General features: G+C 72.9%; 16 protein-coding genes. 5 read left to right on the top strand and 11 right to left on the bottom strand.

Annotation, left to right across the window (positions count from 1 at the left end; all coding sequences use genetic code 11):
- Positions 1-63 precede the first annotated feature (63 nt).
- The gene (locus AB0J53_RS24215) at positions 64-687 is read right to left on the bottom strand and encodes a response regulator (protein WP_246644193.1); all 624 of its coding nucleotides are present in this window, start codon (positions 685-687) and stop codon (positions 64-66) included.
- 32 nt (positions 688-719) lie between these two features.
- Positions 720-2,297, bottom strand: coding sequence for a sensor histidine kinase (locus AB0J53_RS24210; protein WP_364175993.1), 1,578 nt, complete (start codon positions 2,295-2,297; stop codon positions 720-722).
- A gap of 136 nt (positions 2,298-2,433) precedes the next feature.
- On the opposite strand from AB0J53_RS24210, the gene AB0J53_RS24205 reads away from it, so the two are divergent.
- Genes AB0J53_RS24205 through AB0J53_RS24195 form a run of 3 tightly spaced genes read left to right on the top strand, consistent with a single transcriptional unit; the run spans position 2,434 to position 5,405 of the window.
- Complete coding sequence (locus AB0J53_RS24205; RefSeq protein ID WP_364175990.1) at positions 2,434-3,402, top strand: tripartite tricarboxylate transporter substrate binding protein; 969 nt, start codon at positions 2,434-2,436, stop codon at positions 3,400-3,402.
- Entirely contained in the window at positions 3,402-3,911 is a 510-nt protein-coding gene (locus AB0J53_RS24200) for a tripartite tricarboxylate transporter TctB family protein (protein WP_219501057.1), read from the top strand. Before AB0J53_RS24205 ends, AB0J53_RS24200 begins: the two co-directional genes overlap by 1 nt.
- Positions 3,912-5,405, top strand: a complete 1,494-nt coding sequence (locus AB0J53_RS24195) for a tripartite tricarboxylate transporter permease (RefSeq protein ID WP_364175987.1) — start codon at positions 3,912-3,914, stop codon at positions 5,403-5,405.
- 36 nt (positions 5,406-5,441) lie between these two features.
- Here AB0J53_RS24195 and AB0J53_RS24190 read toward each other — a convergent pair whose 3' ends face one another.
- The 7 genes from AB0J53_RS24190 to AB0J53_RS24160 form a co-directional block, all read right to left on the bottom strand.
- Complete coding sequence (locus tag AB0J53_RS24190) at positions 5,442-6,758, bottom strand: MFS transporter (RefSeq protein WP_364175984.1); 1,317 nt, start codon at positions 6,756-6,758, stop codon at positions 5,442-5,444.
- 101 nt (positions 6,759-6,859) lie between these two features.
- Positions 6,860-8,347 (bottom strand): Asp-tRNA(Asn)/Glu-tRNA(Gln) amidotransferase subunit GatB, encoded by a 1,488-nt coding sequence (gatB, locus tag AB0J53_RS24185; RefSeq protein ID WP_219501228.1) that lies wholly within the window; start codon positions 8,345-8,347, stop codon positions 6,860-6,862.
- A 2-nt stretch (positions 8,348-8,349) separates the two neighbouring features.
- A complete protein-coding gene (gene gatA / locus AB0J53_RS24180) occupies positions 8,350-9,843 on the bottom strand; it encodes an Asp-tRNA(Asn)/Glu-tRNA(Gln) amidotransferase subunit GatA (protein ID WP_219501052.1) in 1,494 nt (497 codons plus the stop codon).
- Positions 9,840-10,139, bottom strand: a complete 300-nt coding sequence (gene gatC / locus AB0J53_RS24175; protein WP_049556801.1) for an Asp-tRNA(Asn)/Glu-tRNA(Gln) amidotransferase subunit GatC — start codon at positions 10,137-10,139, stop codon at positions 9,840-9,842. The genes gatA and gatC overlap by 4 nt, the downstream gene beginning before the upstream one ends.
- Before the next feature lie 99 nt (positions 10,140-10,238).
- Positions 10,239-12,299, bottom strand: a complete 2,061-nt coding sequence (locus tag AB0J53_RS24170; protein ID WP_364175980.1) for an EAL domain-containing protein — start codon at positions 12,297-12,299, stop codon at positions 10,239-10,241.
- 130 nt (positions 12,300-12,429) lie between these two features.
- Positions 12,430-14,634, bottom strand: a complete 2,205-nt coding sequence (gene ligA / locus AB0J53_RS24165; protein ID WP_364175977.1) for an NAD-dependent DNA ligase LigA — start codon at positions 14,632-14,634, stop codon at positions 12,430-12,432.
- A gap of 22 nt (positions 14,635-14,656) precedes the next feature.
- On the bottom strand, positions 14,657-15,637 hold the full coding sequence (locus tag AB0J53_RS24160; protein WP_364175974.1) for a methionine synthase: 981 nt from the start codon (positions 15,635-15,637) through the stop codon (positions 14,657-14,659).
- Positions 15,638-15,660: 23 nt separating this feature from the next.
- Here AB0J53_RS24160 and AB0J53_RS24155 point away from each other — a divergent pair, with 23 nt between their 5' ends.
- Entirely contained in the window at positions 15,661-16,290 is a 630-nt protein-coding gene (locus tag AB0J53_RS24155; protein ID WP_219501046.1) for an MBL fold metallo-hydrolase, read from the top strand.
- Here the strand turns inward: AB0J53_RS24155 and mnmA are convergent.
- Positions 16,287-17,345 carry a tRNA 2-thiouridine(34) synthase MnmA gene (gene mnmA / locus AB0J53_RS24150; RefSeq protein ID WP_364175971.1) on the bottom strand — a complete coding sequence of 353 codons (1,059 nt, stop codon included), beginning with the start codon at positions 17,343-17,345 and terminating at the stop codon, positions 16,287-16,289. The two genes, AB0J53_RS24155 and mnmA, sit on opposite strands and share 4 nt — an antisense overlap.
- 58 nt (positions 17,346-17,403) lie before the next feature.
- On the opposite strand from mnmA, the gene AB0J53_RS24145 reads away from it, so the two are divergent.
- A complete protein-coding gene (locus AB0J53_RS24145; RefSeq protein WP_364175968.1) occupies positions 17,404-18,435 on the top strand; it encodes a DUF695 domain-containing protein in 1,032 nt (343 codons plus the stop codon).
- Here AB0J53_RS24145 and AB0J53_RS24140 read toward each other — a convergent pair.
- The gene (locus AB0J53_RS24140; RefSeq protein WP_364175965.1) at positions 18,428-19,591 is read right to left on the bottom strand and encodes a cysteine desulfurase family protein; all 1,164 of its coding nucleotides are present in this window, start codon (positions 19,589-19,591) and stop codon (positions 18,428-18,430) included. The genes AB0J53_RS24145 and AB0J53_RS24140 overlap by 8 nt on opposite strands.
- Between the last annotated feature and the right edge of the window lie 3 nt (positions 19,592-19,594).

Here is a 19,594-nt window from a genome sequence, read left to right as displayed (position 1 = left end):
GTCTCAGGCAACAGTAAGGCACGAGGGTCGGCATATGTCACGAGAAAAGACTACGGAACTGTGTCAGCCGAGCCAGCGGTACCGGTGCTCCGGACGCCCGGCCGTGCCGTAGCGGGGCCGCAGCTCCGCCCGCCCTCCCGCGCACAGGTGTTCGAGGTAGCGGCGGGCGCTGACCCGCGACAGGCCCGCGAGCTGCGCCGTCTCGGCCGCCGACAGGTCGCGGCCGGCGTCGCGGAGGGTGTCGGCGACCAGCGCGCAGGTGGCGGGGGACAGCCCCTTGGGCAGCGGCGCGGCGGCGGCCGGCGTGCCGAACAGGCGGTCCACGTCGTCCTGGCGGGCCTCGGGGCCGATGGCGTGGAGCCGCCGCCGGGTGTCGGCGTAGTGGCGCAGCCGCTCGGTCAGCGCGTCGGCGGTGAACGGCTTGATGAGGTAGTTGATCGCGCCGCCGCGCATCGCCGCGCGGACCGTGGGCACGTCGCGGGCGGCGCTGATCACGAGCACGTCGACGCCGCTCAGCGCCTGCAGCACCGCCAGGCCCGACATGTCGGGCAGGTAGATGTCGAGCAGCACCAGGTCCGGCCGGTGCTCGGTCACCGCCGCGAGCGCCCCGGCGCCGTTGCCGACCGTCGCGACGACCTCGAAGCCGGGCACCCGCGCCACATAGGCGCCGTGCACGCGCGCCACCATGAAGTCGTCGTCCACCACCAGCACGCGGATGCTCACACCGTCACCTCCTCGGCGGGCAGGTGGGCGGTGAACACCGCGCCGCCCGAGTTGCGCACCTTGACCCAGCCGCCCCGGCGCAGGCACGCCTGCCGGGTCAGCGCCAGGCCGAGACCGCGCGGCCCGGAGTGGGCCGCCTTCGTGGTGAACCCCTCCCGGAACACCTCCTCGACCAGGTCGGGCATGATGCCGGGCCCGGAGTCGCCGACCCGTACGCGCAGCCCGGCCGCGTCGGCCACGACCGAGACCTCGATCGTGCCGGCGGCGCCGTCGAGCGCGTCGATCGCGTTGGCAACCAGGTTGCCGACCACCAGGACCGCGTCCTGCGGATCGCCGAGCACGTCCGCCGGCACCCGGGAGTCGCCGGAGAGCACCAGGCGGGCGCCGCGCTCGGCGGCCTCGGCCGACTTGGCCAGCAGCAGCGCGGCCAGCGTCGGGTCCTCGACCTTCTCGCGCAGGTCGCCGAGGTAGGCGGCCGGGGTGCCGCTGGTGATGAACGCGATCGCCGCCTCGTGCTCGCCCAGCTCCAGCAGCCCGACGACGGTGTGCATGCGGTTGGCGAACTCGTGCGCCTGGGCCCGCAGCGCTCCCGTGGCGCTGCTGGTGTCGTCCAGCTCGCGCGCCAGCCGTACGAGCTCGGTGCGGTCGCGCAGCGTGACCACCCACCCTCGCTGCTGGCCGCGCACGGACACCGGGGTGCGGTTGAGCACCAGCACCCGGTCGCCGTGCAGGACGATCCGGTCCTCGCCCGGGTCGGCGCCGCCCAGCACGTCGCGCATCCGGTCGGAGACCGGCATCCGGGTCAGGTCGTCGCCGACGTCGCCGAGCAGCTCGCGGGCGGCGTCGTTGACCAGCGTCACCCGGCCTTCGAGGTCGAGCGCGAGCACGCCCTCCTTGACGCCGTGCAGCACGCCCTCGCGCTGCTCCAGCAGGGCGGCGATCTCGCCCGGCTCCAGGCCGAACGTCTGCCGGCGCACCCGCGCGGTGATCAGCGCGGCCGCCGCGAGCCCGGCCAGCAGCACCGCCGTCGCCGTCCACAGCAGCGGCGGCAGCGCCTCGGCGACCTCGCCCGTGACGGTCGTCTCCAGCACGCCGACCGAGACCAGGCCGATGACGTCGCCGTACTCGTCCAGGACCGGCGTCTTGCCGCGCACGGTGACGCCGATCGTGCCCTTCTCGGTGCCGACCCAGTCGCGGCCGGTGGTGAGCACGTAGGTGCCGTCGGTCGACAGCTGCTTGCGGATGAGCGAGGCGTTGGGGTGGGCGTAGCGGATCTGGTCGTCGTTGGCGATCACCACGTAGTCGGCGCCGGTGGTCTGCTGCACGCTGAGCGCCAGCGGCTGGAGCACGGACTCCGGCCGGCGCAGCTCGAACGCCTCGCGCACCTGCGGCAGCCCGGCCACGGACTGCGCGATGGCCAGCGCCCGCTGCTGGTAGCGGCCGTCGAGCTGGCTGCGCGTGTGCTGCGCCCACACGCCGGCGGTGCTCCCCACGGCGAGCAGCACGATCGCCATCTGGAGCACGAACAGCTGGGTGCCGAGGGAGGCGTCACGGACCCACTTCACGGTCCACATGCAAACACTCCGAGGTCACGGCGGTGTTGCGACCAATACGACCATTACGACGCCTACCGGCAAAGGCTCGACTCCGGCGGGGTACGGGCTCACCATGCGGTTCCCAAGAAGGTGAAATCCCCCCTTGGAGTGATCAATGCGTCTGCGCATACTCGCCGCCCTCGCGGCGCTCTCGGTCGCCGCGCTCACCGGCTGCGGCGACACCGGCACGGGCGGCGGCACCAGCGCGCTGCGGATCATGGCACCGGCCTCGCCCGGCGGCGGCTGGGACCAGACCTCCCGCACGGCCGAGCAGGCGATCAAGGCCGCCGCGCCCGACCGCAAGGTCGAGGTGTTCAACGTGCCCGGCGCGGGAGGCACCATCGGCCTGGCCCAGCTCGCCGGTGAGAAGGGCAACGGCAACCTGCTGATGACGATGGGCCTGGTCATGGTCGGCGCCATCGAGCAGAACAAGTCCCAGGTCACGCTGGACGAGACCACGCCGATCGCCAAGCTGACCGAGGAGTACGAGATCGTCGTGGTCCCGGCCGAGTCGCCGCTGAAGACGCTGGCCGACCTGGTCGCGGCCTGGAAGGCGGACCCGGCCAAGGTCTCGGTCGCGGGCGGCTCGGCCGGCGGCACCGACCACATCGTGGCCGGTCTCATGGCCAAGGCCGCGGGCGTGGACCCCAAGCAGGTCAACTACATCGCGCACTCCGGCGGCGGCGAGGCGCTCAACGCGCTGCTCGGCAACAAGGTGACGATCGGCATCTCGGGCGTCGGCGAGTTCGCCGAGCACGTGAAGTCCGGCAAGCTGCGCGCGCTCGGCGTGACCTCCGGCGAGCGGCTGCCCGACCTCGACACCCCCACCCTGAAGGAGGGCGGCCTGGACGTGGAGCTGGCCAACTGGCGCGGCATGGTGGCGCCCGGCGGGCTCAGCGACGCCGACAAGAAGGCGCTGACCGACCTGGTCACCAAGATGCACGACTCCCAGGCGTGGAAGGACGCGGTGGCCAAGAACGGCTGGATCGACTCCTTCCAGACCGGCCAGGAGTTCGCCGACTACCTGGCGGCCGAGCAGACCCGGGTCAAGGCGATCATCGCCGAGCTGGGCGTCGTCTCCTGATGCCCTCCGCTGATTCCGGCAAGCGCCCGCGCTGGTGGCGGCCCGAGCTCGGGCTGGCACTGGTGGTGCTGGGGCTGGGCGTGTTCGTCGTCGTGGGCACGCTGGACGTGTCCGCGGCGGCCTCCCAGCTCGGCCTCGGCCCCCGCTTCTTCCCCATGCTCGTGGGCGGCGCCATGGTCCTCATCGGCCTGTTCTACGTGGCCGACGTGCTGCGCGGCGGGCGCGGCGACCCGGAGGAGAGCGAGGACGTCGACCCCGACGCGCCCGCCGACTGGCGCAGCGTCGGCCTGGTCAGCGGCGTCTTCCTGGGCTTCGCCGCGGTGCTCGACCTGCTCGGCTGGATCATCTCGGCGAGCCTGCTGTTCTTCGGCCTGTCGGTGGTGCTCGGCGCCGCCCACCGGCTGCGTGCCGCGGGCATCGCCGTGATCCTGGCCGTCACCACGTACCTGCTGTTCGTCAAGGGGCTGGGCGTCACGCTGCCCGCCGGGGTGCTGCGGGGGGTGATCTGAGTGGAGTCGGTGCAGCTCCTGCTCGACGGGTTCGCCGCCGCGCTCACCCCGGTCAACCTCATGTACGCGCTCATCGGCGTCACCCTGGGCACGCTGGTCGGCGTGCTGCCGGGGATCGGGCCGGCGATGACCGTGGCGCTGCTGCTACCGATCACCTTCACGGTGCCGCCGGCCAGCGCGTTCATCATGTTCGCCGGCATCTACTACGGCGGCATGTACGGCGGCTCGACCACCTCCATCCTGCTCAACACGCCGGGCGAGTCGTCGTCGATGATCACGGCGCTGGAGGGCAACAAGATGGCCCGGCGCGGGCGGGCGGCGCAGGCGCTGGCCACGGCCGCCATCGGCTCGTTCGTGGCCGGGACCATCGCCACCGCGCTGCTCGTGGTGGCCGCGCCCGCCGTGGTGAGCTTCGCGATCTCGTTCGGCCCCGCCGACTACTTCGCGCTGGCGATCCTGGCGTTCACCGCCGTGTCGTCGGTGCTGTCGCGCTCGGTCGTGCGCGGCCTGGCCTCGCTCGGGTTCGGCCTGGTGATCGGGCTGATCGGCATCGACCAGCAGACCGGGCAGGCGCGGCTCACGCTGGGCCTGCGGCAGCTTCTCGACGGCGTGGACGTGGTGATCGTCGCCGTCGGGCTGTTCGCGCTCGGCGAGGCCCTGTACGTGGCGTCGCGGCTGCGGCACGCCGCGCCCGAGGTGGTGCCCGTCGGGCGGGCCTGGATGGGCCGCTCCGACTGGGGCCGCTCGTGGCGGCCGTGGCTGCGCGGGACCGCGCTCGGCTTCCCGTTCGGCGCGCTGCCCGGCGGCGGCGCCGAGATCCCCACCTTCCTGTCGTACGCGGCCGAGAAGCGCCTGGCGCGCGGCGTCGCCCGCGAGGAGTACGGCAAGGGCGCCATCGAGGGCGTCGCCGGGCCGGAGGCGGCCAACAACGCCTCCGCCGCCGGCACCCTCGTCCCGCTGCTGACGCTGGGCCTGCCCACGTCCGCGACCGCCGCCATCATGCTCGCCGCCTTCCAGCAGTACGGGCTGCAGCCCGGGCCGCAGCTGTTCGACCACAACCCGGCCCTGGTGTGGGGCATGATCGCGTCGCTGTTCATCGGCAACGCCATGCTGCTCGTGCTCAACCTGCCGCTGGCGCCGCTGTGGGCACGACTGCTGCTGATCCCGCGCCCGTACCTGTATGCCGGGATCGTGGTGTTCGCGGCGCTCGGCGTCTACGCGCTGAAGGCCAGCGTCGTGGACCTGGTCGTGCTGTTCGTGCTCGGGCTGCTCGGGTTCGCGATGCGGCGCTTCGGGCTCCCGGTCGCCCCCGCGGTGATCGGGATGATCCTCGGGCCGATGGCGGAGATCCAGCTCCGCCGCGCCCTGGCCATCGGCGCGGGCGACGTGAGCGTGCTGGTGGAGAGCTGGGTGTCGGTGGTGCTGCTGCTCCTGTCGGGCGCGGCGCTGCTGACGCCGCTGTTCAGGAGGCTCTGGGCGCGGCGCGCCGGGTGACGCCCGCGGGCCCGGGACCGTCCCCGGGCCCGCGGGTCACGCCGACGCGGTGGCGGCGGGCACGGCCGAGCGGACCGCGCGGGGCGCGATCGCCAGGCCCGCCAGCGCCATCACCAGCGTGGCCGCGAACACCGCCCAGTAGGCGGAGCCGACGGCGGTGAACAGCGCGCTGGTGATGGCGACCGCCACCACCGAGAACACCGACTCCCCCACCTGCAGCGCCGAGCTGTTGACGCCCTCCTCGCCCGGAGCCGACAGCTCCAGCGTGAGCACCGACAGCGTCGGATAGATCAGCCCCATGCCGAACCCGGCCAGGATCCACGACGGGTAGGCCACCGCGACCGGCACCCCGTCGAACGTCACCGCGCCCATGAGCAGGATGCCGCCCGCCAGCGCGGCCGAGCCGAGCACCAGGTTCGTCATCCGGCCGAACACCTCGCGCCCCTGCAGCCACGAGGCGAACGACCAGGTCACCGCGCCGCCGGTGATCGCGATCCCGGCCAGGAACGGCGACAGCCCGCGCTCCTGCACCAGCATGAGCGGCACGATCACCTCGGCCGCGAACAGCGCCCCGGTCGCCAGCCCGCGCAGCCCGACCACCGCCGGAAGCCCGCGGGCGGCCCGCAGCGTCCCGGCGGGCAGCAGCCTGGGCAGCGCCACGGCCAGGATGACCAGCCCGGCGACCAGCAGGATCGGCGAACCGCCGCTCCCGTACTGCATGAGCCCGGCCGCCACCGCCGTCACGGCCGCCCAGGCGACCTTGGCCGCCAGCCCCGGCGCGGGCGTGCCCTGGCCGCCGCGCACCGGCTGCCCGGCGACCCCGCGCGCCAGCACCAGCCCGCTCACCACGGTCAGGATCGGCACCAGCAGGAACACCCACCGCCAGCCCAGCGTGTCGACCACCAGGCCGACGATCGCCGGCCCCACCATCGACGGCACCACCCAGGCCGTGGCGAACAGGGAGAAGATCTTCGGATGCAGCTCCTCCGGGTACGCCCGCGCCACCACCACGTAGAGGGCCACGCTCACCAGCGCGCCGCCGAAGCCCTGCACCAGCCGCCCGGCGATCAGCGCCTCCATCGTGGGCGCCAGCCCCGCCAGCAACAGGCCGCCGATGAAACCGGCCACCCCGGTCCACAACGGCGCCAGCGGCCCGCGCAGGTCGGCCCACCGACCGCCGAGCACCGTGCCCACCACGGCGGCGGCCATCGCCCCGCTGAACGCCAGGCCGTAAAGTCCCACACCGTCCAGATCCGCCGCCACGACGGGCATGGCCACCGCGACGGCGACGTACTCGAAGGCCACCAGTGACACCATCGCCACCAGGCCGGCTGTCAACGCAGTTCGTCTCATGGAACCCGACGTTAGGCCGTCGCGCGCGCGGGCACCTCCCGCCGCGGTCCTAGGTCCACCCGGTCAGATGGACCTAGGCCGCGTACGGACGTGCGGAGCCGCTAGGCGGAGACGCCCAGCTTCTCCAGGATCAGCTCGCGCGCCCGAGCCGCGTCGGCCTTGCCCCGGCTGGCCTTCATCACGCCGCCCACCAGCGCGCCGACCGCCGCGATCTTGCCGGACCGCACCTTGTCGGCCGCGTCGGCGTTGGCCGCCAGCACCTCGTCGATGATCGCCGACAGCTCGCCCTCGTCGTTGACGATCTTGAGCCCGCGCTTCTCCACGACGTCGTCCGGCGTGCCCTCACCAGCGAGCACGCCCTCCAGCACCTCGCGGGCCAGCTTGTCGTTGAGCGCCCCGGACGCCACCAGCTCGGTCACCCGGGCGATCTGCTCCGGCGTGATCGGCAGGTCGGCCAGCGGCGTCGCCGTCTCGTTCGCGCGGCGGGCCAGCTCGCCCATCCACCACTTGCGCGCGTCGGCGGCCGGCGCGCCCGCCTTGACCGTCGCCTCGACCAACTCGATCGCGTCGGCGTTGTGCATCGCCTGCATGTCGAGGTCGGACAGGCCCCACTCGGCCTGCAGCCGCTTGCGCCGGACCGACGGCAGCTCCGGCAGCGCCGCCTTCAGCTCCGCCACCCACGCCGGGTCCGGCGCGATCGGCACCAGGTCGGGCTCGGGGAAGTAGCGGTAGTCCTGCGCCTCCTCCTTGGACCTGCCGGGCGTGGTGGTGCCGGTGTCCTCGTGGAAGTGGCGCGTCTCCTGCACGATCCGGCCGCCGCCGGCCAGCACGCCCGCCTGCCGCTCGATCTCGCTGCGCACCGCCCGCTCGACGCTGCGCAGCGAGTTGACGTTCTTGGTCTCCGTACGGGTGCCCCACTCGGAGGCGCCGCGCTCCATGAGCGAGACGTTCACGTCGCAGCGCAGCGAGCCCTCCTCCATGCGCACGTCGGAGACGCCCAGCGAGCGCATGATCTCGCGCAGCTCCGTCACGTACGCCCTGGCCACCTCCGGCGCGAGCCGGTCGGTGCCCGGGATCGGCTTGGTGACGATCTCGACCAGCGGGATGCCCGCCCGGTTATAGTCGACGATCGAGTAATCGGCCCCGTGGATGCGGCCCGTCGCGCCGCCCACGTGGGTCGACTTGCCGGTGTCCTCCTCCAGGTGCACACGCTCGATCTCGATCCGCACCGTCTCGCCGTAGACCTCGACGTCGATGTAGCCGTCGAAGCAGAGCGGCTCGTCGTACTGGGAGATCTGGTAGTTCTTCGGCATGTCCGGGTAGAAGTAGTTCTTCCTGGCCATGCGGCACCACTCGGCGATCGAGCAGTTGAGCGCCAGCCCGATCCGGATCGTCGACTCGATCGCGGCGGCGTTGGCCACCGGCAGCGCGCCGGGCAGCGCCAGGCACGTCGGGCACACCTGCGTGTTGGCCGGCGCGCCGAACGCGGTGCGGCAGCCGCAGAACATCTTGGAGTTGGTGCCCAGCTCGACGTGCGTCTCCAGCCCGAGCACCGGCTCGAACCGTTCGAGCGCTTCGTCATAGACCATGGTCATAGCGACGGGGCCTCCTTCAGCAACGGGCCGCCCCAGCGGCTCTCCAGGGCCTTCTCGACGGCGGCGCCGACCCGGTAGCAGCGGTCGTCGCCCAGGACCGGGGCCATGATCTGCAGGCCGACCGGCAGACCGTCCTCGTCCGCCAGGCCGCACGGCACCGAGATGGCCGCGTTGCCCGTCAGGTTGGACGGGATGGTGTAGAGGTCGGCCAGGTACATGGCCATGGGGTCGTCGGCGCGCTCGCCGATCGGGAACGCCGTCGTCGGCGTCGTCGGCGAGATCAGCACGTCCACCTGCTGGTAGGCGGCCTCGAACTCGCGGGCGATGACCGTGCGGACCTTCTGCGCCTGGCCGTAGTAGGCGTCGTAGTAGCCGCTCGACAGCGCGTAGGTGCCGAGCATGATGCGCCGCTTGACCTCGGGGCCGAACCCGGCCGCCCGGGTCAGCGCCATGACCTCCTCGGCGCTGCGCGTGCCGTCGTCGCCGACGCGCAGGCCGTAGCGCATGGCGTCGAAGCGGGCCAGGTTGGAGCTGCACTCCGACGGCGCGATCAGGTAGTAGGCCGGCAGCGCGCTCGCGAACGACGGGCAGGAGACCTCGACGACCTTGGCGCCGAGCGACTCCAGGAGCTGGACTGCCTCGTTGAAGCGGGCCAGCACGCCCGGCTGGACGCCGTCGCCGCCGGCGAACTCGCGCACGACGCCGATGCGCATCCCGGCCACGTCACCGTTGCGGGCGGCCTCGACGACGGACGGGACCGGGGCGTCGATGGAGGTCGAGTCCATCGGGTCGTGCCCGGAGAACGCCTCCTGCAGCAGCGCGGCGTCGAGCACGTTGCGGGCGAACGGGCCCGGCGTGTCGAGCGAGCTGGCGAAGGCGATCAGGCCGTAGCGGGACGAGCCGCCGTAGGTCGGCTTCATGCCCACGATGCCGGTCACCGCGGCCGGCTGGCGGATCGAGCCGCCCGTGTCGGTGCCCGTCGACAGCGGCGCCTCGTAGGCGGCCACGGCCGCGCTGGAGCCGCCCGACGAGCCGCCGGGCACCCTGGTCAGGTCCCACGGGTTGTGCGTGAGCTGGTAGGCGGAGTTCTCCGTGGAGGAGCCCATGGCGAACTCGTCCAGATTGGTCTTGCCCAGGATGACCAGCCCGGCCTCGCGCAGCCGGCGCGTCACGGTCGCGTCGTAGGGCGGGCGCCAGCCCTGCAGGATCTTGGACGCGGCCGTGGTCGGCATGTCGCGGGTGGTGAAGATGTCCTTGTGCGCGATCGGCACCCCGGCCAGCGGCCCGAGCTTCTCCCCCGCCTTCAGCCGGGCGTCGACGGCCCTGGCCTGCTCCAGCGTGGTCTCGCGGTCGACGTGCAGGAACGCCTTGACCTTGGGCTCGACCTCGGCCATCCGGTCGAGGTGCGCCTCGGCCACCTCGGCGGCCGACACCTCACCGGCGGCGATCATCGCGCCCAGCTCGGCGGCCGTCTTGCGGATCAGGCTCATGCCTCCTCCCCGAGGATGCGCGGCACCCGGAAGCGGTCGTCCTCGACGGCGGGAGCGCCCGAAAGGGCCTGCTCGGGCGTCAGGGACTGTCGCACCTCGTCGGGACGGAAAACGTTGGTCAGCGGGAGAGCGTGCGACGAAGGCGGCACGTCCTCGGCGGCGACCTCTGCCACCTTCGCGACCGACTCGATGATGGCATCGAGTTGCGTGGCGTAGTGGTCGAGCTCGTCGTCGGTGAGCGCCAGCCTGGACAACCGGGCCAGATGCGCGACCTCGTCGCGGGTTATGGCGGACATGAGTCGTTGAACCCGTTTCGTGGATGGAGTTTGGACACTCACATCCTAGGGGCGTCGGCCGATCGCCTCCGAACCATTACCCGTGCGCCGGTCCGCTGGTCAGGCGGTCTGGGTGACCTCGGAGCGAAGGTCGTAGGGGGCGTCGGCGCGGCGCAGCAGCCAGGCGGTGGCGTCGGCGGCGGGCATGGGCTGGCCGAACAGCCATCCCTGGCCGACGTCGCAGCCCATCTCGGCCAGCCGCAGGGCGACCTCGTCGGACTCTACGCCCTCGGCGACCGAGCGCAGGCCGAGGGAGCGGACCAGGTCGACGATGGAGCGGACGATGCGGTCGTCGTCCTCGGACTCGGCGATGCGGCGCACGAACGAGGCGTCGATCTTCACCTCGGAGACCGCCAGCCGCTGGAGCCGGATGAGCGAGGAGTAGCCGGTGCCGAAGTCGTCGAGCGCCAGGGGGACGCCGAGGGTGGCCAGGGCCTTGATGGTCTCGTGGGTGTAGGCCTGCTCGCCGGTCAGGATGCGCTCGGTGACCTCCAGCTGGATGGCGGCGGGCGGCAGCCGGAGCTTGGCCAGGCCGGCTTCGAGCTGTTCGGGCAGCGCGGAGCCGAGCAGGTCGCGGGCGGAGATGTTGACCGAGATCGGGATCTGCAGCCCGGTGTGCCACCAGCGGGCGGCCTGCTCCAGCGCCTCGTGGATGACGTACTCGGTGAGCTGGCGCATGAGGTAGGACTGCTCGGCGAGCGGGATGTAGTCGGACGGGGCGATCGGCCCGTGCACGGGGTGGTGCCAGCGCAGCAGCGCCTCGACGCCGTGGATGGCGCCGCCGGTGAGGCCGACCTTGGGCTGGTAGTGCAGCTTGAGGTCGGCGTTGTCGATGGCGCGGCGCAGGTCGCCGAGCAGGTTGAGCCGTTCGGGCGAGTTGCGGTCCTTGTCCGGCTGGTAGAGCTCCACCCCGGTGCGGCCTTCCTTGGCCAGGTACATGGCGACGTCGGCGCGCTGGAGCAGCAGCTCGAAGTCGGGGGCGTGGTCAGGGTAGAGGGCGATGCCGACGGAGCCGTCGAGGTCGAAGGACATGCCTTCGAGCCGTACGGGCTCGGTCAGCGCGGCCCGCAGCCGGGCGGCGACCTCACGGGCCGCGTGGGCGTCGCGGATGGACGGCAGCAGCACCGCGAACTCGTCGCCGCCCAGCCGGGCCACGACGTCGCCGGGCCGGACGGAGTGGGTGAGGCGGTGGGCGACCAGTTGCAGCAGCCGGTCGCCGACCGGGTGCCCCATCGTGTCGTTGACCTCCTTGAACCGGTCGAGGTCGAGGAGGAAGAGGCCGACCCGCTCGTCCTGGCGGGCCTCGGCGAGCGCCTCCTCGGTGGAGACGATGAGCATCTTGCGGTTGGGCAGCCCGGTCAGCTCGTCGTGCAGCGCCTGGTGGTCGCGGCGCATGGAGAGCGTGGCGGTGAAGTAAACGGCCGCGAGCGGCGCCACGAACAGCGGCACCAGCCCCGGCGAATGGCTCATGACGACGACGACCAGCGGGGCCAGGCCGAGGAGCGCGGCGTACACGAGGCTCTGCGGGCCGGCGGTGACCCGCAGGACGCGCACGATCGAGCGGCGCTCGTGCAGGGCGACCGCGCCGCTGACGAGCATGGCGCGGGCGGCGAAGTAGGCGACGCCGGACAGCGCGATGGCGAGCAGGTCGGGACCCGAGGGCACCCACGGCAGGGCGGCGCTGGGCACGATGCGGAACACGCCGAGCACCACGGCGGCGGTGGTCAGCGCGAGCGTCGACTGGGCGATGTTGAACATCACCCGGTGCCAGGCCTTGCGCGTGGCCACGCCGTTGACGACGACGGCGACGGCCTGCATGAGCGCGGCGACCGGCAGCCCGAAGTGGAGCAGCACGGCGAAGGTGAACATCGTCGACGGGTAGGTGCCGCCCACGGCGGTGGCGGACGACACCATGACGGGCCGCAGCTCACCGAGGACGACCAGGACCGCGAGCACCCAGAACAGCGGCGTGCGGACGAGCTCGGCGAACTCGGCGGTGTCGAGCCTGAGCAGGGCGACGACGAGCGCGGTGAAGCCGATCACGGTGACGCCCGCGAGGAACGCCCAGAGGGGCGTGCCGACGCGCGGTCCTGTGTCGCGGGTGTCGGTTGGGTCAGTCATCGGTAACAGAACCCCCATTAGGTCACTATGGGAGGGTACGACCTTAACCCCACTTCGCGAAACCAAGCGCGTACGTTCCGTCACGTCGCCTTCCCGGCATATACCCACCCAGCGTGTCATTAGCCCAACGCTACGTAGGCGGGGTTTCTTCCTTGAAGGCCAGCTCGGCGGCGGCTTCGGGGCCCTGTTCGAGCAGGGCGCGGAAGCCCTCGGCGTCCAGGATCGGCACCTTCAGCGAGAGCGCCTTGTCATACTTCGACCCGGCGTTCTCCCCCGCGACCAGGAACGACGTCTTCTTCGACACCGAGCCGGCCACCTTGCCGCCCCGCGCGGCGATGGCCGCGCCCGCCTGCTCGCGGGTGTGGTCGGGCAGCGTGCCGGTCACCACGAAGGTGAGCCCGTCGAGCGTCTGTGGCAGCTCCTCGACGTCCGCGGGCGGCTCGTCGCGCATGCGCACCCCCGCCGCCTTCCAGCGGGTGACGATCTCGCGGTGCCAGTCGACCTGGAACCACTCCCGGATCGTCGCCGCCACGCGCGGGCCGATGTCGGGAACCTCGGCCAGCTCCTCCTCCGAGGCGTCCATGACGGCCTCGATCGACCCCATCGCCTCGGCCAGCGCCTGGGCAGTGGGCGGGCCGACGTGCCGGATCGACAGCGCGACCAGGACCCGCCACAGCGGCGCCTCCTTGGCGCGGGCGAGCTCGTCCATCAGCAGGTGGGCGTTCTGGCTGGGCCGGCCGTCGACGTTGGAGAAGAACGAGACGACCTTCTCCTCGCCGGTCTTCTCGTCGAGCTTGGGCAGGCCGGAGTCCTTGTCGCGCACCACGGACCTGATGGGGACGAGCTGCTCCAGCGTGAGGTCGAACAGGTCGGCCTCGGTGCGCACCACCGGCTCCTGCGAGGGGATCGGCTGGGTGAGCGCGGTGGCCGCGACGTAGCCGAGGCCGCGGATGTCGAGGGCCGAGCGCCGCGAGGCGAAGAACAGCCGCTCGCGGATCTGCGCCGGGCAGCCGCGCGCGTTGGGGCAGCGCAGGTCGGCGTCGCCCTCGCGCTCGTAGGCCAGCTCGGTGCCGCACTCGGGGCAGTGGGTCGGCATCTCGAACGGCCGCTCGGTGCCGTCGCGCAGCGCGGCGACGGGGCCGATGATCTCCGGGATCACGTCGCCCGCCTTGCGCAGCACGACCGTGTCGCCGATGAGCACGCCCTTCTTGACCACCACGGCCGCGTTGTGCAGCGTGGCCCGCTCGACCGTCGAGCCGGACACCACGACCGGCTCCATCACCGCGAACGGGGTGATCCGCCCGGTGCGCCCCACGCCGACCTGGATGTCCAGCAGCTTGGTGTTGACCTCCTGCGGCGGGTACTTGTACGCGATCGCCCAGCGCGGCGCCCGCGAGGTGGAGCCCAGCTCGCGCTGGATGCGGAACCTGTCGACCTTGACCACCACGCCGTCGATCTCGTACGCCGGGTCGTGGCGGTGCTCGCGGTAGTGCTCGATGTAGGCGTTGACGCCGTCGAGGTCGTCGACCACCTTGTACAGGTCGCTGACCGGCAGCCCGAACTCCCGCAGCCGGTCGTAGACCTGCGACTGGGCCTGCGGCTCGGCCGCGCCCTCCCAGACGCCGACGCCGTGCACGAGCATGCGCAGCGGCCGCTGCGCGGTGACGCGCGGATCCTTCTGGCGCAGGGTCCCGGCGGCCGAGTTGCGCGGGTTGGCGAACGGCGCGACGCCCTGCTCGACGAGCTGCTCGTTCAGGATCTTGAAGTCCTCGACCGGGATGTAGACCTCGCCGCGCACCTCGACCAGGCTCGGCACGTCGTCGCCGGTGAGCCGGTGCGGGATGCCCTTGATCGTGCGCACGTTGGCCGTGACGTCGTCACCGGTGCGCCCGTCGCCGCGGGTGGCGGCCCGCTCCAGCCTGCCGTCACGGTAGACCAGCGCCACGGCCAGCCCGTCGATCTTCAGCTCGCACAGGTAGGGGCCCGGGTCGTGCTCGGCCAGCCGCTCGGCCCTGGCCGTCCACTCCGCCATGCCCTCGGCGTTGAAGACGTTGTCCAGGCTCTCCATCCGGGCCAGGTGGTCGACCTTGGCGAAGTCGCCGGCCGCCGGAGCGCCGACCTTCTGCGTGGGCGAGTCGGGCGTCTGCAGCGACGGATGCTCCCGCTCCAGCTCCAGCAGCTCGTTGAACCACGCGTCGAACTGGGCGTCGCTGACCGTCGGCTGGTCCTCGACGTAGTAGCGGTAGCGTGCGTCCTCGACCAGCTCGCTCAGCTCGGCGTGCCGCTCCAGCGCGGTCACGGGCACGCCCCCTGCCTGCTCGCTCACCCCGTGCACTCCCCTCCGTAGCCGCTCCAGCCTATTCGCTGCCAGGATCGTCCCGCAGCACGTCGGCGGCCCGCCGGCACGCCGCCAGCGCCGCCTTGGCGTAGGCGGGCGAGGCCCCGGCGAGCCCGCACGACGGGGTCAGCACGACCTGCCCGGCCAGCCGCTCCGGCGCGAACCCGAGCCGCCGCCACAGTTCCAGCGCCGGCTCGGCCACCACGCCCACGTCGGGCAGCCGCGCGTCCCTGCCGGGCACCACCCCGAGCAGCAGCCCGATCCCGGCCTCGACCAACTCGCCGACGGCGTCCTCGTCGCGCCGCCTGATCAGCGCCGCGTCCACCGAGACCGCCCGCACGCCGGCCCGGCGCAGCAGCGCGAACGGCGTCGACGGCGCGCAGCAGTGCACCACCGGGTCGGTGAAGGAGCGCAGCGACTCCTCCACCCGCCACTCCTCGACCGCCGCCAGCCGCCCGAACCCCGACGCCGTCGGCACCGTGCCCGCCAGCACGCCGGGCAGCCCCGGCTCGTCGAGCTGCAGCACGATCCCGGTCACGCCGGGCAGCCGCCGCCGCACCTCCGCGCAGTGGTCGGCGACGCCCTGGGCCAGCGAGGCGATCATGTCGCGCACGGCCCCCGGGTCGGACAGCACCTTGTCGCCGTGGCGCAGCTCGATCGCCCCGGCCAGCGTCCACGGCCCGCACACCTGCAGCTTGAGCGGCCCGGCGTAGTCGTGGCCGACCTCCTCCAGGCCGTCGAGGTCACGCCGGAGGTGGTCGAGTGCCCGCTGGTGGTCGCGGCCCGGCCGGCCGGCGATCCGCCACCCGGAGGGCTGGACCTCGACGGGCAGGTCGACGAGCAGCGCCGCCGTACGGCCCACCAGGTCGGCCCCCACCCCCCGCGCCGGCAGCTCCGGCAGGTAGGGCAGCCCCGGCACCTCCCCGAACACGACGCGCAACGCCTCAAGATGATCCTCGCCCGGATGCGACCCGACTCCGGTGGCTCCCCACGTCAGCATGGGACAAGCGTAGGCTCTCGAGGATGAAGCTCACGAAGTACGGTCACGCCTGCGTACGCCTGGAGAAGGACGGCAAGGTCCTGGTGGTCGACCCGGGCACGTTCACCGCCGATCCGGTGCTCGACGGCGCCGACGCGGTCCTGGTCACGCACGAGCACGCCGACCACCTCGACATCGACCGGCTGGCCGCCGCCTCGCCCGGCCTGGAGGTCTGGACCTGCGCGGCCGTCGCCGCCGAGCTGTCCGGCGTGCCGGTCCGGGTCCACGTGGTGGAGCACGGCGACGACTTCCAGGCCGCCGGTTTCTCGGTCCGGGTGTTCGGCGAGTGGCACGCCAAGAACCATCCGGACGTGCCGATCGTCAGCAATGTCGGGTTTCTCGTGGACGACGAGGTGTTCTACCCCGGCGACGCGCTGACGGTGCCGGGCGTCGAGGTGCCCACGCTGCTGGTGCCCACCAACGCGCCGTGGATGAAGCTGTCGGAGATGGTCGGCTATCTGCGGGAGGTGCGGCCCGCACGGGCGTTCTCCACTCATGACGGGCTGCTCAACGACTTCGGGCTGGGCCTGGTCGACAACTACCTGCGGCTGGAGTCGGACGTGCAGAAGGCCGACATGCGGCGGCTGAAGACCGGCGAGTCGGTCACGCTCTAGGCGGCCGAGGCAATGGTGGCGGAGCCGATCACCGTGGCGCCCGAGTAGAGCACCGCGGCCTGGCCCGCCGCCACCCCGGTCGCGGGCCGGTCGAGGTCGATGACCAGACCGCCGTCGCGCTCCTCGAAGCGGCACCCGTAGACCTCGCCGTGCGCCCTGAGCTGGACGGTCAGCTCGCCGTCGGGCTCGGGGCCGTTCCACACCGGGCGCTCGCAGGAGATCGAGGTGACCTCCAGCGCCGAGCGGGGGCCGACGGTCACCGTGTTGGACACCGGCTCGATCGACAGCACGTAGCGCGGCCGGCCGTCGGGCGCGGGCCGGTCGATGCGCAGGCCCTTGCGCTGGCCGACGGTGAACCCGTGGGCGCCGTGGTGGCTGCCGACGACCTCGCCGCCCTCGTCGACGATCGGGCCCTCGGCCGAGCCGAGCCGCTTGGCCAGGAAGCCGCGCGTGTCGCCGTCGGCGATGAAGCAGATGTCGTGGCTGTCGGGCTTGTCGGCGACGGTCAGGCCGCGCCGGGCGGCCTCGGCGCGCACCTCGGCCTTGGTGGAGCCGCCCAGCGGGAAGATCGCGTGGCTGAGCTGCTCGCGGGTGAGCACGCCGAGCACGTACGACTGGTCCTTGCCGGCGTCGACGCTGCGCGAGAGCACGCCGTCGACGAGCTGGGCGTGGTGGCCGGTGGCGACGGCGTCGAAGCCGAGCGCCAGCGCCCGGTCGAGCACCGCCGCGAACTTGATCTTCTCGTTGCAGCGCAGGCACGGGTTGGGGGTGCGACCGGCCGCGTACTCGGCGACGAAGTCCTCCACCACGTCACGCTGGAAGCGCTCGGCCATGTCCCAGATGTAGAAGGGGATGCCGATCACGTCGGCGGCGCGGCGGGCGTCGCGCGAGTCCTCGACCGTGCAGCAGCCGCGCGCGCCCGTGCGGTGCGATTGCGGGTTGGCCGACAGGGCCAGATGCACACCGGTGACATCGTGACCGGCCTCGGCGATCCGCGCGGCGGCCACGGCTGAGTCGACGCCGCCCGACATGGCGGCAAGCACACGCATTCCCATGACCATCCCAGCGTACTTGCTGTGCGACCCGCGGCTGCCGTCTGGGAGTATCTACGGCATGCGACTGTTCGGGCGCAAGAACGGCGAGGACGACTCCGCCGAGCGCATCGCGGAATTCTGGCGGTGGTGGGAGGACGCCCGTCCCGGGCTCGACGCGAAGGTGGCCGCCGGCGACCGCGCCTCCCTCGCCGAGACGCTGGCCCCGGCCGTCAGCGCGCTGCACTCCGGCCTCGTCTGCGAGGTGGCGCCGGGCCGCAACGCCGTCCACGCGCTGGTCGTGACCGCCGCCGGTGACGCCGAGCTGCGGCCTCTGGCCCACCGCTGGGCGCTGGCGGCTCCGCCGGCCGACCTGGTGTGGGAGTTCCACCCGTCGCGGCAGGCCAACCCGCAGGCTGGTGAGCTCACGCTGGAGGCGGGCGGCTACGAGCTCGGGGTGGGCAAGCTGGTGCTCGGGCTGCGGGTGCCGCGCGGCGCGCCCCGGGTCGACGTGTCCGCCTACCACCCGATCTTCTCCGAGCTGGACGACGACGCCCGGCTAGACGCGGCGCTGCTGGCGCTCGACGCGGTGCTCGGCGAGGACGACGTGGCCCGCTGGGTGGGCGAGATCACCGCGGTGACGTTCCAGCCGATCGACGCGGTGCCCGCCGTCCACCTGCCCGCCGTGGTGGCCGACCTGGCCGCGGAGTTCGACGGGGAGCAGTGGGTGGCGCTGGAGGGCAGGACGGCCCGGGGCAAGCCGCTGACGGCGGCGGCCCGCTTCCCGCTGCGGCCGGTCGACTACCCGCTCTACGACGAGCACCTGGCCGTCACCCTGCCCTACGCCGGCCGCGACGCGGGCAAGCTGCCCGCCGGCGACTCCGTCGAGGCGCTGCGCGACTTCGAGGAGCGGCTGTCGCGCGTCCCGGGCGCGTGGGTGCTGGCCGCCCACCTGAGCGCCGAGGGGCACCGGATCTTCCACCTCTACGCCGACCCGGCGGGCGAGGTGCGCGGTCAGGTCGAGGAGCTGGCCGCGACGTGGGGCGAGGGCAAGGCCCGCGTCGACGTCGCCACCGACCCCGCGTGGAGCGCGGTGGCGGCGTTCATCAGCTGAGGCCGGCCCGGCGGGCGCGTTCGACGGCCGCCGGGAGCACCTCGATCAGCCGGTCGACGTCGGCCTTGGTCGAGGTGTGGCCGAGCGTGAAGCGCAGCGAGCCGCGGGCCGCCGCCGCGTCGGCGCCCATCGCCAGCAGCACATGTGACGGCTGGGCCACCCCGGCCGAGCAGGCCGACCCGGTCGAGCACTCCACGCCCCTGGCGTCTAGCAGCATGAGCAGCGCGTCGCCCTCGCAGCCGGGGAAGGAGAAGTGCGCGTTGCCGGGCAGCCGGTCGTCGGGGTCGCCGTTGAGCACGACGTCGGGGACGGCTCGCCGTACGCGCTCGATGAGGTCGTCGCGCAGGGCGGTGAGGCGGCGCTGCTGCTCGGCCTGCTCCTTGACGGCGGTGCGCACGGCGGCGGCGAGGCCGGCGATGGCGGGGGCGTCGAGGGTGCCGGAGCGCACGTCGCGCTCCTGGCCGCCGCCGTGCTGGACGGAGACCGGGGTGAGGCCCCTGGCCAGCAGCAGGGCGCCGACGCCCATCGGGCCGCCGATCTTGTGGCCGGTGAGGGTGAGCGCGTCGGCGCCGGACTCGGCGAACGACACCGGGAGCTGGCCGACGGCCTGGACGGCGTCGGTGTGGAACGGGATGCCGTGGTCGCGGGCGATGGCGGCCAGGACGTGGACCGGCTGGATGGTGCCGACCTCGTTGTTGGCCCACATGACGCTGATCATGGCGACGTCGTCGGGGTCGCGCTCGACGGCGGCGCGCAGCGTGTCGGGGTGGACGCGGCCGTGCTCGTCGACCGGCAGCAGCTCGACCTGGGCGGCCTGGCTGTCGGCCAGCCACTGGGCCGGGTCGAGGGCGGCGTGGTGCTCGACCGAGCTGATCAGCAGGCGCTGCCGGGGGCGGCGGGCCCAGTAGAGGCCCTTGATGGCGAGGTTGTCGGCCTCGGTGCCGCCGGAGGTGAACACGACCTCGCTGGGGCGGGCGCCGAGCGCGTCGGCGATGGTCTCGCGTGACTCCTCGACGACCCGGCGGACCTCGCGGCCGGCGGCGTGCAGGGAGGAGGCGTTGCCGACCCTGCCCAATTGCTCCGTCATGGCCTCGATCGCCTCGGGAAGCATGGGCGTGGTCGCCGCGTGATCAAGATAGGCCGACGGTCTGCTCACCCG

This window comes from Nonomuraea sp. NPDC049725 (assembly GCF_040674795.1).
Classification (GTDB): Bacteria; Actinomycetota; Actinomycetes; order Streptosporangiales; family Streptosporangiaceae; genus Nonomuraea; species Nonomuraea ceibae.
Note: the sequence above shows the minus strand (reverse complement) of the source record. Positions and strands in the feature narration are given on the sequence as shown.